This is a genomic window from Roseivirga sp. AWQ4_251, assembly GCF_056158225.1.
In genome coordinates, this window is sequence record NZ_JBSWSW010000002.1 from 1,617,646 (window position 1) to 1,632,120 (window position 14,475).

General features: G+C 39.9%; 9 protein-coding genes. 7 read left to right on the forward strand and 2 right to left on the reverse strand.

Annotated elements, in window-relative coordinates; genetic code table 11:
- Positions 1-34: 34 nt before the first annotated feature.
- The 4 genes from ACXACJ_RS21015 (at position 35) to ACXACJ_RS21030 (ending at position 8,304) form a co-directional block, all read left to right on the forward strand.
- Complete coding sequence (locus ACXACJ_RS21015) at positions 35-2,248, forward strand: heavy metal translocating P-type ATPase (protein WP_475136398.1); 2,214 nt, start codon at positions 35-37, stop codon at positions 2,246-2,248.
- A gap of 70 nt (positions 2,249-2,318) precedes the next feature.
- Positions 2,319-3,605 carry a peptidoglycan DD-metalloendopeptidase family protein gene (locus ACXACJ_RS21020; RefSeq protein ID WP_475136399.1) on the forward strand — a complete coding sequence of 429 codons (1,287 nt, stop codon included), beginning with the start codon at positions 2,319-2,321 and terminating at the stop codon, positions 3,603-3,605.
- A gap of 62 nt (positions 3,606-3,667) precedes the next feature.
- Positions 3,668-5,983: a patatin-like phospholipase family protein gene (locus tag ACXACJ_RS21025; RefSeq protein WP_475136400.1), complete on the forward strand. Its 2,316-nt coding sequence runs from the start codon at positions 3,668-3,670 to the stop codon at positions 5,981-5,983.
- A 98-nt stretch (positions 5,984-6,081) separates the two neighbouring features.
- Positions 6,082-8,304, forward strand: a complete 2,223-nt coding sequence (locus ACXACJ_RS21030; RefSeq protein ID WP_475136401.1) for an OmpA family protein — start codon at positions 6,082-6,084, stop codon at positions 8,302-8,304.
- 84 nt (positions 8,305-8,388) lie between these two features.
- On the opposite strand, the gene ACXACJ_RS21035 is transcribed toward ACXACJ_RS21030, so the two are convergent.
- Entirely contained in the window at positions 8,389-9,240 is an 852-nt protein-coding gene (locus tag ACXACJ_RS21035; RefSeq protein ID WP_475136402.1) for a hypothetical protein, read from the reverse strand.
- A gap of 244 nt (positions 9,241-9,484) precedes the next feature.
- On the opposite strand from ACXACJ_RS21035, the gene ACXACJ_RS21040 reads away from it, so the two are divergent.
- From ACXACJ_RS21040 to ACXACJ_RS21050, 3 genes are all read left to right on the forward strand, one after another.
- Positions 9,485-9,970: a PepSY-associated TM helix domain-containing protein gene (locus ACXACJ_RS21040; RefSeq protein ID WP_475136403.1), complete on the forward strand. Its 486-nt coding sequence runs from the start codon at positions 9,485-9,487 to the stop codon at positions 9,968-9,970.
- Between the two features lie 88 nt (positions 9,971-10,058).
- Entirely contained in the window at positions 10,059-13,130 is a 3,072-nt protein-coding gene (locus ACXACJ_RS21045; protein WP_475136404.1) for a hypothetical protein, read from the forward strand.
- A gap of 198 nt (positions 13,131-13,328) precedes the next feature.
- The gene (locus ACXACJ_RS21050) at positions 13,329-13,550 is read left to right on the forward strand and encodes a hypothetical protein (protein ID WP_475136405.1); all 222 of its coding nucleotides are present in this window, start codon (positions 13,329-13,331) and stop codon (positions 13,548-13,550) included.
- Positions 13,551-13,623: 73 nt separating this feature from the next.
- Here the strand turns inward: ACXACJ_RS21050 and ACXACJ_RS21055 are convergent, their stop codons facing one another.
- Positions 13,624-14,334 (reverse strand): pirin family protein, encoded by a 711-nt coding sequence (locus ACXACJ_RS21055; protein ID WP_475136406.1) that lies wholly within the window; start codon positions 14,332-14,334, stop codon positions 13,624-13,626.
- Between the last annotated feature and the right edge of the window lie 141 nt (positions 14,335-14,475).

Genomic DNA, 14,475 nt, shown 5'->3' on the forward strand with positions numbered 1-14,475 from the left:
GGCACTAATCAATTTTTCAAATTGTTAAACACGCATGGCTGAAACGATTGTTAAAAACACTTATCCCGTTGAAGGCATGCATTGCGCAGGCTGCGCCAATACGGTTGAAAAAGCGCTCAATAATGCGAAGGGAGTAAAAGAAGCTTCGGTAAATTTTGCTACCAATACAGTTAGCCTAACTTTTGATCAATCCGAAGTAAACTTCAAAAGTCTTCAGAAATATGTTGAAGGCGCAGGATATAAATTACAAGCCAAAGAAGATAAAGCTGCTACTGATCAGAATCGAGAAACTGAACTTTTAAAAACCAAAAAGGCTTTGATCTGGGCCTCGGCTCTTTCATTGGTGGTCATGGTGCTTTCAATGTTTGTTGGGGCATTCGATTATAAGAATTGGGTGCTGTTGCTACTTTCCACACCAGTGGTTTTTGTGGCGGGTTCACGCTTTTTCGTCAGTGCTTTTCAGCAAATAAAAAGAGCAGCCGTTAATATGGATACGCTGATTGCATTCGGAACGGGTTCTGCCTTCCTTTTCAGCTTATTCAATACCATTTTTCCAGAGGTAATAAAAAATCAAGGGCTCGAGGTTCATGTGTATTATGAGTTGGCCGCGGTCATTATTTCATTCATTTTGTTAGGGAAATTTCTGGAAGAAAGAGCCAAATTTTCAACATCAAAAGCAATAGAAAAGCTTTTTCAACTTCAAGTTAAAAAGGCGATTAGAGTAAAAGATGGCCAACAAGAAGAAGTGGCTTTAGAAGAAGTTCAGATAGGTGATGTGCTTTTGGTGAAGGCGGGAGAAAAAATTCCAGTGGATGGAAAGATTGTTTCGGGCCAAGCGAGTTTGGATGAAAGCATGATTTCTGGAGAATCGGTTTTAGTGGTTAAATCTGAGGATGACCAGGTGAGAGCTGGCACAATCAACACCGATGGTTCTCTTGAAATTCGAACTGAAAAATTAGGTGACGATACACTTTTAGGGCAAATCATTAAAATGGTGAGCGATGCTCAAGGTTCAAAAGCTCCTGCCCAAAAGTTGGCAGATAAAATTGCTGGAATTTTTGTTCCTGTAGTTTTGGTTTTGGCCGCCATCACTTTTGTGTTGTGGTATATTTTGGGGCCAAACCCATCTGTCACTTATGCCTTTATCAATACATTTTCTGTATTGATTATTGCTTGCCCATGTGCTTTGGGGCTTGCAACACCCATGGCCATAATGGTGGGTATTGGAAAAGGAGCCAAAAGTGGAATTTTGATTAAAGATGCTATCGCCCTGGAAAATGCATCTAAAATCGATAAGCTTTTCGTAGACAAAACAGGAACCATTTCCGAAGGAAAACTTTCAGTTACTGACTTTCACACTTTCTTTGATGAAGACCAAAATCTAGAGATACTAAGTGTGTTAAATGGAATCGAAGCAGCTTCAGCCCATCCTATTGCGGACGCTGTCACCCATTATTTGCACGATCATTATCATTTATTTCCAGTACAGGTAAAGCAGTTGAAAACTATTGCAGGCATTGGAATGGAAGCGCAGCTAGGTGAGCATTCTTACAAGGTTTTGGGCAAGAATGGGGTGAAAAATCTGACCATAAATAATCAGGTAGAAGCTTTAGTCAAAGACTTGGATAACCAAGGAAGAACGCTTGTCTATTTTGTTCGCGATGAAGAATTAATGGCGTTGATCGCGCTTAACGATACTGTGAAGAAAACTTCAGCATTATTGGTTGAGCAACTTCAAGCCAGTGGAATTGAAGTTGAAATGCTTTCTGGAGATAATGAAAGAATCTGCGCAAACGTGGCTCGAGAAACGGGAATTAAGCATTTCAGAGCCAATTTACTTCCTGCAGACAAACATAAAATTGTAAAGGAGGCAAAGGCAACCGGGAAAATAGTGGCTTTTGCTGGCGATGGCATCAACGATGCACCTTCAATGGCCGAAGCTGATTTAGGAATTGCAATGAGCACAGGAGCCGATGTAGCTTTAGAAAGTGCTTCAGTCACTTTATTGAATGGTGATATTTCCAAACTTCTCCAGCTCACAAAGCTTTCAGAAAAAACCATCAAAACTATGAAGCAAAATCTCTTTTGGGCTTTTGTTTATAACCTGATTGCCATACCCGTGGCAGCGGGAATTTTGTATCCTATAAACGGATTTTTGCTCAACCCAATGATAGCAGGAGCGGCCATGGCTTTCTCCTCACTTTCTGTTGTTTTAAATAGCCTTAGGCTCAGAAATACAAGGCTTTAAATCCGTAAAACTTTTTTGACTTTGGGCTTATTATTTTCGTTATTTAGCCGTTAAAGGTAAAAAATAAAGAATGAGCAAAAAGAATTTAGGAATTGCCGGAGTTGTGGGTTTGGTAGCAGTGGCAATTCTTTATTTTACTTTTCAGAAGAAAAGCGATGTACTAAACTCAGACGAAGTAGAAATAAGGGCAGAAGAAGAGGTGCTTCCGCCAGAGCCCCAATTTAAATTTGGAATCCCTCTTGATGAATATGAGATTGTCGAGGGCAAGATCCAAAGAAATCAAACCATCGCAGACATTCTTCTTCCCTTTAACATCAGTAATCAAGACATCTTCAGTTTAGATAAACTCTCAAAGAATGTTTTCAGTGTAAGAAATTTAGTGCCTAATCGAGATTATACCCTTTTCTACAGAGAGGATTCGATTAAAAAGGCCGCTTTTTTTGTGTATGAGCCAAACGCACTTGAATATGTAGTGTATGAGCTTGGCGATTCTATTCAAATTCACAAAGAAGAAAGAGATGTTGAAGTGGTTGAACAAACCATGTCTGGGCAAATTACAGTTTCATTAGATCATGCAATTCGTCAGCAAGGCGGTTCCGCTGCTTTGGTAAGTGCTGTTGCCGATGTTTTTGGTTGGCAACTCGACTTCAAAACCCTTCAAAGAGGCGACTGGTTTAAGGTGGTTTATGAGGAAAAATTAGTAAATGGTGAATCCATTGGCATAGGACAAATTAAAGGAGCTGAATTTAATCACGTAGGTCGTCCTTTTATGGCTTATGCTTATGATTTAGGCAATGGTTATGATTTCTATGATGAAAAAGGAGAAAGTCTTCAGCGTGCTTTTTTGAGATACCCAGTAGAGTATTCAAGAATTTCTAGCCGCTATAATCCGAACCGTTTTCACCCCGTACTCAAAAGAAGAACCCCACACTTGGGAACCGATTTTGCAGCTGAAAAGGGAACACCAATTAAGGCTGCTGCAGACGGAACAATTATAGCGCGTGGTTGGACTAACGGAAATGGGAATTATGTGAAAATCAGACATAACGGAACTTATACTACAGGCTACTTGCACATGTCTAAATTTGGCAAATACAAAAATGGGCAAAGGGTTAAAAAAGGAGACGTTATTGGTTATGTAGGAGACACTGGTTTGGCAACAGGCTACCACTTATGCTTTAGGTTCTGGAAAAATGGCCAGCAGATAGACTTCTTAAGAGAGAAACTTCCAGCAGAGAAACCACTTTCGGCTGATCATTTGGTGAAGTTCGAAGCCATTCGTTCGCTTCTGGATAAGAAACTTAGTGATATTCCTTCTGCCGGAGCAGAAGATGTTATAACGGCAAGCGCCAAATAATGAAAGGAAATTCTAAATTTAAAGCAGGATCATCGTCCTGCTTTTTTTATGCCTTCTAAACTATGAAAAAATCACTTGTTACATGTGCCTTTTTGTTAAGCTGCCTTTGCTTACACGGTCAAAAAGTTGGTGTGGTAATGAGTGGAGGTGCAGCCAAAGGCATTGCTCATATTGGTGTTCTAAAGGCTTTGGAAGAGAATAATATTCCCATCGATTATGTGATTGGAACCAGCATGGGGGCAGTTGTTGGTTCGTTGTATGCTGCAGGTCTTTCGCCTGTGGAAATTGAGCAAATTGCGCTTAATCCCTCTTTTGAAGATTGGGTGAATGGAACTTCTTCGGATCGCTATCAATACAACTACACCAAATCTCAGGATAATGCTTCATGGCTTACGGTAGATCTTCTTTTCGATGAAAATTTTCAAGCTTCTTTCAATACACCATTAGCCAATGACTTGATCATTAATTTTTTGCTGAACGAATATTTGAGCCAGGCTGCTCAAGCGGCAGACTATAATTTCGATCATCTTTTTGTACCTTTTAAAGCCATTGCGGCCGAGATTTTCTCAGAGCAAGTGGTGAGACTGGATACTGGTTCTCTCATGCTTGCTACCCGATCTTCAATGGCCGTTCCGTTTTTCTATCGTCCTATTAAGTTTCAGAACAAATACATTTTCGATGGAGGTTTGTACGACAATTTTCCTGTCGACATAATGAAGGAAGTTTATAAACCTGGGGTTACGATTGGGATAAATGTGGCTACTAAAAAAGTAGATAAATATCCGTTTGATGCAGATGAAGAAATTCTTACCGATGCTTTGCTCTTCATGTTCTTGGATAAAACTGACCCCAACATGCTGGATAGTACAGATATTTACATCGAACCAAATATGAAGCCTTTTACAGCCATGGACTTTGATAAAGTGGCGGAATTAATTCAAGCAGGTTACGAAGTTACATTAGCTCAAATGGATGAAATTAAATCCAGAGTCAGCGCCAGAGTGGAACCTTCAAAGGTGGATCAAAAGCGAAAGGAATTTCGAAGTCATTTTAAGAAATGGCATTTTGGTGGTTTGAAATTGCATGGTTTTGAAGAGAAGCAAGAGGAATATATCAGTTCACTCATTTCGTTTGAAGATGGCCCGCTTTCTTTGCAAGAAATCCGTCACGCTTACTTTCAACTAGTTTCCGAACCTTATTTCAAAAACATTTACCTCAACTTTGATTATGACTTTGAAAAGGACTTTTTTGTGCTGGATTTGTTTCTTAAGCCTACCGCTAAAAAAGCGCTTTCTGTGGATGTTGGTGGTAATATTTCTACAAGAAATGTAAGTACCCTTCACATGGGTTTGAATTTCAATTCGTTCAACCGCTACCTCAATACCTATAAATTCAAGGCTTCAACCGGTCGCTTTTACGAATCTGTTTATTTGGGCTCTAGGTTCAACTTAAATCCTAAATCGAGATTTTTTCTAGAGCCATCTTTCCTTTTCAATCAATGGGACTTTATTGATGCCGATGATTTTTTCGATGATGGATTTAGCCCAACAGTTCTCAACCAAATTGATAGAAAACTAGGATTGACCGCTGGTATTGGAGCCGGTCAGCGAACCGTTATTTCGGCCGAAGCTGCGGTAATTCGCAATTCCGATAGGTTCAGCAACATTCCAAATGTTTCTTCAGATGAAACCTTGGATAGGCTCTCGTATAAGGCTTTTAAAGGGAAAGTTAGTTTTGAGCGTAATAGCTTGAACGCAAAGCAATTTCCAACTTCGGGTGTTCGCTTTTACAGCAATGCTAATATCTTTTTAGGAAGCTCTACTTACATACCTGGCACTACAAGCAGTTTTTATAAACCCAATATGAGTTCACGATATGTAAACGATAGGAATTGGTTTACACTGGAACTTCATTTCGAAGAATATAAAAAGCTTTCCGACAATTATACTTTTGGGTGGAAAGTAGAATCCATGTATAGCACTCAGCCCGAGTTCGATAATTACCAAGCAACCTTGATTTATAATCGGCAGTTTAGCCCTATGTTTGATTCAGAAACCTATTTTCTACCTAAATACAGAGCCTTTAGCTATTTCGGTTTGGGAATGGTGCATTCATTTTTGTTGGCGGAAAGTCTTTATTTGAGAACTGAAATTTATGGTTTTTCACCTTACCAAATGGTTATAGAAGCCGATGATCAAGCGCCCGTTTTCAAGAAGGGTTTTGATAAAGTCCAGTTTTCAGGAATGGCTGCTTTGATTTACAATACCATTTTAGGGCCACTGACTTTTCGGGCCAACTATTTGGAGAATCCCAAAGCACATGTGGGCATGTCATTAACTTTTGGTTATATGATTTTTGGGCAAAGGTCAACTTATTGATGCAAAAAGCTTTGCTACTTATAACTGCATCTTTGTATCAAACATGATTAAAATTCATTATTATTGAATATCAATAGTCTGATAAAGCATCAACTTTTATGAGAATCTTTTTCAGCGCCCTATTCTTGGTGCTTTTCTCAAGCCTACTTTATCCGCAATCCACTATGCAGTGGGCTTCCCGGGTAGTTGACTTTTCTTCTGAACTCTCAGAACTGCAAGGTTCTGCTAGGCAAGCTTTGGGCAAGCCAAATATTTTGCCGGCTGGGGGCGACAATCCTAGTGCGTGGTCGCCTTTCAATCCGAATACCTTAGAGTACATCAAAGTTCAGTTCGATATTTCTATGCCGATAGAACAGATTGCGGTAGGTGAAACTTTCAATCCAGGAGCCATTAAAGAGATTTTGGCTTATGACGATGACGGCAAAGAACATTCTGTTTTTAAACAAACCCCTGGGCCAGTAGAGGAGCTTTATCGCATGTTCCATGTTTTTATGGATCGAACTCCCTTTAATGTTAAATCCCTGAAGTTGGTTATTGATGGAAAATCTGTGGATGGTTTTACTTCGATTGATTGTATCGGCATTTCCAATAGCCAAGAGCCCATTGAGGCGGAAATCAATCTGATGCCGAATATCAATACAAAGTTGGTGGTTTACAGATTGAATGATTTGGTGAACAGCACCAATCGTGAAATCAAGCCTTTGCTAACCAAGGATAAGAAAACCCTCTATTTCAGCAGAAGAGGTCATCCTGAAAATGTGGGAGGAGAAGATGATTTGGAAGATATCTGGTATTCTGACTTCGATGAAAAAACCATGGATTGGGGCGAGGCCAAAAATGTTGGCGAACCTTTGAATAATATCGATCCTAATTTCATCAGTTCATTTTTGTTAGAAGATGAAGAGTTGATCATTCTAGGGAATGAATATTGGCCCGGAGGAATGAAATACGGCATTTCGAAGAGTTTAAGAACTTCTGATTCAACTTGGAGTAAACCGGAAAACCTGCGCATTTTCAACGACTTAAATGTTCATCGCAATGTAAATTTTTGGCTAACTCCCGATAGTGAAATTCTTTTGATTTCCGAAGAAGGAAGAGGCACAGAAGGTGGCCGCGATTTGTACGTATGTTTTTTGCAGAAGGATGGTTTATGGACGGAACCTCTTCACATGGGAAATGTCATAAACTCTGCAGGAGAAGAAGAAGGTCCGTTTTTAATGCCCGACCGCAAGACTTTGTTTTTCACTTCGGAAGGACATAGTGGCTATGGAAAGAAGGACATTTTTATGACCCGAAGATTGGATAACTCTTGGCAAAGCTGGACCGAGCCGCAAAACCTTGGCCCAGTAATCAATAGCGAAGTAGATGACATGTTCCTTTTCATTCCTCATGATGGCTCTTTTGCATATTTCTGTCGCGAAGTGGAAGGAAACGATTTGGATATCCATTCTTTAACGCTGCCATTGGTAACAGAACAGCTTCGCCTGGTGAGTTTGTGTGGAAAAATTACCGATCCTGAAACTCAGGAGCCTTTAGATGCTGAGGTAGTTTTTTCTCGTTTGAGGGATGGCGTTGAAGTAGGTAGAGTACGTACCGATGAAGCAGGCAATTACTGTATTGAACTTCCCGCGGATGAAATATATAGCTATAGAGCCGAAATTCCAGGCTTTATTCCGGTGGGATCAACCATCGATTTGCTCGATGTTGGTGAGGTAAATGTATATGCTGCTACTTTAGACAGGTTGGATTTGGATAGCGCAGATGTTGCCGCAGGAGAGCCAATTTCAGTGCCCGATGATGTTATGAAAGCCGTTGCTATCAACCTTTCATTGCCAGAAATTAAGCGCGATACTTTTGAGGTTTTGAATGCACAAAGAAGAGAAATTACTCAGCCTCAGATTCAAGGAACTGCAATAGTAAGTGGAGTAACTGCTCCAGTAATTAACCTGAACACGCAAATCGTAAAAGCCGCTCCAGGAGCTTCATTTATTATCAGAAATGTATTTTTCGATTTCGATAAAGATTTGCTCAAGCCAAGGTCATGGACTGAGATTCGGAACCTGGCCAAGTTTATGAACGACTACCCAACTGCGGTTGTCGAATTGGCTGGTCACACCGATAATTATGGCACTAACGAATATAATGTAGATCTTTCCCGAAGAAGAGTTGAGGCGGTTCGCAAAGCATTGGCAACGCTGGGAATTAAGGAAGACAGACTGAAGTTTGTGTGGTACGGGGAAGAAATTCCGATAGCTTCTAACAGAACTCGAAGTGGAAGGGCGCTTAACCGCAGAGTTGAGTTTACGATATTGAGTATGTAACGTAACCCTCTAAAAATATTTAAGCCTTTAAATGCAGCTTTTTATAGCGATTTAAAGGCTTTCTTTTTTGATGCTCAGCTCTGCTTATTTCGTCTGGCTGATTTTGTGCTCACGCAGGTGCGTGATGTAATTGCTAAGAACGCTCTGCTTTACTTGCTCGCTAAGGTCCTTATTGTGCAGGATTTCATTAATTACTAATTGCATAATGTATTTAATTCTAATGGAAGGGTAATATTCATTCGCCTTCCGGGCATACTCTAACGCAGAAAGTAGCTCAGAGTTTCTAAAAGCTACAATTGCCTTATTGTAATATTGTAAGCCTGCTAACTGCTTCAGGTCAATCTTATTATCGAATTGGCTATGGTCTAAAATTCCATCTGAGGCAACCAGCATTAAGTCGCTTTGACTTATTTTTTTACTGTATTCTTCTATGGCTTCTTTTACTTCAGAAGTTCCGGCTAAAAAGCCTCTAGCGCCTAAAGTGGATTCTAAAATGAAAGTTCGGCCATTGTTGTTAACCGTTAAATATACATGGTCGGGTAATTCTACAATTTGGTAATCAAAACCAAAATGAGATAGAATCAGGGAATACATAATTGTACCTGTTAAACAGCCATATACATTTTCTGTCATTGTATCGTTAAAATCGGAATAGCGATCATAACGTTTTAACGCTCTTCTATTGGTGCGTTGAAACATCTTTCTTAAGAATTTGTAGTCGTCAGGAGTTTTTGTTCTCAGGGTTTCTACTTCGGAAAGTATGTTCTCGAAATTTTTACGAACATTGGCTATAACTGCTGAGTCTTCTCCTGTGAAAAAGACATCAGCCTTCTGAAGGGTTTCAGGGATTGTAGGGGACTGATGGGGATGAGCTAGAGGTTGAATCGCCAAGAGACCAACCACCATCATAAACCATATTTGCTTTCTTCTCATCATCTCTTTTCTGCTTCACGTTACGATGGTTAATAACGAAAAATTTAACACTAAGTTAACATTGAATTAACATTAGGCAAAATTTGGTAATCTTTATTTTACATTGGCTTGACTTTGGGCGTCTTCTATTGATATAATTTCTGTTGCCAAATCCAGTAAAATTCCACTTCTTCCGCCAATCAAACCAATTATACTCATGCCGAAAGCCCCGACTTAAATTGCTAAGTCAATTCGTTCCTATAGACAGGTGCATAAAATTCTGGGTTTGGTGTTATCGGTATTGGTAATACTGAGTGCGGTGACGGGTATTTTTTTAGGCTGGAAGAAGAACTTTGATATTCTTCAGCCCCCAACTCAAAAAGGCGCGACTTTGAAAATGGCCGAGTGGAAACCCATTGAAGAATTGGCCCAGGTCGCATTAACTGCTGTGGACAGTATAGGCTTGTCTGCTTCTAATTTCGATAGAATTGAATACCGACCTACCAAAGGAATTGCCAAAGTAATTTTCGATACGGGTAGCTGGGAAGTTCAGATTGATGCACAAACGCTTGAAGTTCTATCCGTTGCAAGGCGCCATTCCGATTGGATTGAGCACATTCACGATGGCTCCATAATTTCAGAAGTCTTTAAAGTCACGGCCATGAATGTTTTGGGCTTTGGACTCCTGGTTCTTGTGATTTCGGGCCTTTGGTTATGGTATGGCCCAAAGAAAATCCGAAAGCTAAAGTCTTAGCCCCAAGATTAATTAATCTTGAAATTTGTAACATCGCCTAGCCTTGGTAGTTAATAATTTATCTACTTAGACTTACATTCGCATACATATGAAACGCTTTTTAAAAATCTTCTTCGGCATTATTGTGGGCATTTTCTTATTGCTTTTGCTCATTCCGGTTTTTTTCAAGGATAAGATCCGAGACCTTATCATAAAGGAATTCGACAAGAATACAGAGGCAACTTTGTTCTTCGATGTAGATCAATTCAGTCTTTCACTCATCAGAAATTTCCCGAACTGCACCATCGGTTTGGGCGACTTTGGCATTATTGGCAATGGTGTGTTTGAAGGCGATACGCTCGCCAGTGCACGAGAGCTAGAGGCTACAGTTGATATAAAAGAAGTGCTTTTTGGCGATGCTATTAACATCAAAGGAGTGAGCCTAAATTCGCCCGACATTACCATTATCACTTTGGCGGATGGTACTGTTAATTATGATATTATGAAGGCCGTGGAAGAACCAACGCCAGAAGTTTCTTCTGAGCCTTCAGCCGTGAATTTTGGTATCAAAAGCTTTAGTGTTTCAGATGGTAATTTTGTCTATTTCGATCAAGCTGCAGGTGTGGTGGCGCAACTTAATGGCATCAACATTTCAGGAAATGGTGATTTTGCCCAAGATATTTTCGATTTAGAGGCGAATGGCGAAGTAGAATCCGTTGGGGTGAACTACGATGGAATGGATTACTTAACGGATAAAAAAGTAACAATCGATATGATTTTGAGCATGGATTTGACCAACTCAAAATATACCTTCAAGGAAAATGAATTCCTGATCAATGACTTTCCGCTGGCTATCGATGGTTCGTTTACTATGTTGGAAGAAGCTTACGCCATGGATTTGTCGTTTTCTTCTCCTTCTTCTGATTTCAAAAAAATCTTCTCACTTATTCCTGGGGCTTACACCGAAAGCTTCGATAATGTGGATGCCTCTGGTAAAGTAGCTTTCAGCGGAATGGTAAAAGGGCGCTATTCAGAAACCGAAATGCCTGCTTTTAACTTGGCTTTGAATATCGAAAATGGTTCTGTTCAATACCCAGATTTACCCGAATCCATTCACAATGTGGAGGTTGATTTAAAGGTGGATAATCCTGATGGAGTTATTGAAAACACCATGGTAGACTTGCGCGAAATGCATGTGGATTTTGGCAAGAATCCATTTTATGCTAAGCTGAAGATCGATAATCTGCGCGATTACAATATGAATGCGGATGTTCAGGGAACCTTGAATTTGAAGGATTTGAACAGCATGATTCCAATGGAAGGCCTAACCCTTGATGGACTACTTTCTATTAGTGCTAAAGCAAGCGGGGTTTACGATTCCATTCATAATAAAATACCAACTTTTGATGTTTCCATGGATTTGACGGAAGGTCGAATTCAAACCAGCGAATTCCCTACTCCGCTAGAAAACATCAATGTAAAAGCGCAAGCTACAAATTCAACTACCAGATTAAACGACACCAAAATCAATGTTCCATCGGCTAAGTTTACCTTAGATGGACAACCTTTTGAAGCATCGCTTATCGCTGAAAATTTAGACGATATTCATTGGGATGCAACTGCTAAAGGAAAAGTGGATTTAGAAAAGCTCTTCAAGATTTTCCCGATGGAAGGTGTAGAAGCTTCAGGGATTATAACCGCGGACTTGAAGTCTACCGGAAAGATGAGTGACGTAGAAAATGAGCGCTACCAAAGTTTAAATACTAGTGGTGCTATAGAAGTGCAGAACTTGGTGTATAAAGACGAAGCCATTGGTAAAACGATTAGCGTTTCTTCAGGCAAAAGTTCATTCAATAAGGATGCAATATCGCTTGATCAGTTAGAAGGAAAAGCTGGCGAGACAAGCTTTAAAGCCAATGGTAAAATAGAGAATTACATGGGCTTTGCTTTGAACGAAGGAACCTTGAGAGGAAATCTTAATGCCACAGCCGATGTTTTGAATATTGACGAATGGATGACTTCTTCTGAAGAAGAAGCCGTTGATGAAAATGGAGAACCGCTCGAAGTTGTCAGAATTCCTGAAAATGTGGATTTCAAAATGACTACTAAAGTGGATAAGGTTTTATACAATTCACTAACCATGAACGATGTGAATGGTGGCGTTGTGGTAAAAGATGGAAAAGTAAGCTTGGACAACACCAACATGAAGGCTCTTCAAGGTACAATTGGGTTGCAAGGCTCTTATGACAGTAAACCGGAAAAACCACTTTTTGCCTTTGGTTTTAAGGTGAAGGAAGTTTCCATTCCAGCTTCGTTCCAAAGTATCGATATGATCGCAAAACTAGCGCCAATCACAGAAAGAATGGAAGGTTTGCTTTCTACGGATTTCTCTTTGGCAGGTGCCTTGGGAGCAGATATGATGCCTGAGTATAGTTCTTTGACAGGTAGTGGCGTAATTCAATTGTTGCAAGCGAGTTTAGATGAAAATTCGAAAATGGTGAAAGGTTTGGCGGCTTTGACCAAAATCAACGATTTGGCCACCTCAACTTTAGATAGAGTGAAAATGACAGCTGAAATTAAGGATGGCCGACTTTTCGTAAAACCGTTTGATGTAAACCTTGGTCAATATAAAGCGAGTATCGGAGGCAGCACGGGCATTGATGGAAGCATAGATTATGTTGTGGCTATGGATGTTCCTGCGGGTAAAATTGGCTCCCAGCTCAATAGCTTAATCGGTCAACTGACAGGTAATAATGCTATCGCAGGTTCTAATACCATCCGACTGAACATTGGTGTGGATGGAACTTTTAAAGATCCTAAGTTTGGCTTAAGAGGCGTAGGCAGTGGTGATGGCACTGATGTTAAGTCAGCGGTTACGGCTTCTGTAAAAGCTAAAGTTGAAGAGAAGAAAGAAGAAGCCAAGGCTGAAGTTCAAGCCAAGGTAGACCAAGCGAAAGACTTTGTTGATGCGAAATTGGATGCTAAGAAATCGGAATTGAAAGCAAAAGCAGATTCCCTTCTAGAAGCGAAAAAGGATAGTGCGGCTTCAAAAATTGCTGACAAATTGGGTGTCAATAAAGATAGCACCGATCAGAAATTAGAGGAGGCTAAGAAGAAAGCTGAAAGTGTTCTGAAAGGAATTCTGAAAAAGAAAAAGAAGGATAATAAAGACAATGACTAGGGTTTCTCTTTAGCAGAAAAGGAAAGTCACAAAAAGTTTTTGCAGCCTGTAACATAATGGGCCTTAAGCACATCTTATAGGTATCGAGAAATCGATACCTTTTTTAATGATTTCTTCTAATCGGATGGTAAACTTAACAATCTGATAACTAGAAGTTTGAAATGAGGAAATTCCAATTTTGTAAGATTGCTCTTAATTATGAAAGCTCTACCACACATCGATTTAGGAACGGGTTATGTGCAAATATCTAAGCTTCCATTCGACCAAGCTTTGCTTCTTCGCGAATGGTTGCCACAAACCAGTTTTATCAAGCTTCAGGCTGCTGATCAGATTCTAGAAGATTGCATTCAATATTCTGAATATGAATACTGGTTTGATTTCCAGTTTGCCGCTGTAAGCGACTTCGAATTCGATTTCTAGTTTATCGACTGCCAAAAAAATAAGGCCACCATTTCTGGTGACCTTGCCTGTTTTTTTAAGCTGAAACAAATTTTTAGAATTCCATTGGAACTTCAATCACTAAAACTTCAGCATAAGACCTAGCTTTCAATTCCACTTTATCAGTTTCGGTTACGCCAATTGCATCGCGGGTGTCTAAGTTTTCACCGGCCGCGCTGAGTTCTCCATTCAATACAAACAGATAAACACCATTGCCTGATTTTTTGACTTCGTAAGTCAGCTGGGTGCCAGCGTCTAAATTGGCTAAGCTGAAATACGCGTCCTGATTGATCCACAAAGCATCTTTATCCTCAGGAGAAACTACCGTTTGAAATTGATTCATTCGGTCTTCTGGTAGATAAGTTTTTTGCTCATAACGCGGAGTTATGTTTCTTTCTTTAGGGAAAACCCAAATTTGAAGAAAATGTACTTCCTCATCCTTGTTGTGGTTGAACTCCGAATGCTGAATACCTGAACCGGCCGACATGATTTGTACATCACCTTGGCGGATGACTTCGTTTCTACCAGTAGAATCTTTGTGTTCTAAGTCACCGAACAATGGTATGGACACAATTTCCATGTTGTCGTGAGGGTGGGCTCCAAAGCCTTTGCCTTCTGCCACTTGATCGTCATTCAATACTCTCAACGCCCCAAAATGAACCCTTTCAGGGTTATAATAGCCAGAGAAACTAAAAGTATGTCGGCTTTTCAGCCAGCCATGATTGGCTTCGCCACGACTTTCAGATTTGTGAATTACGGTTTTCATATCTATTTCCTTTCTTTAAATTTCAATTTGTATGTATATACATGTAATTAACTTTTTATACTAAATTTAGGTTCCATCACTTATCATTTCTTAGTTAATCAGCTTTTAAAAGGTCGTTTATAGAACATTTTAATCCATGAA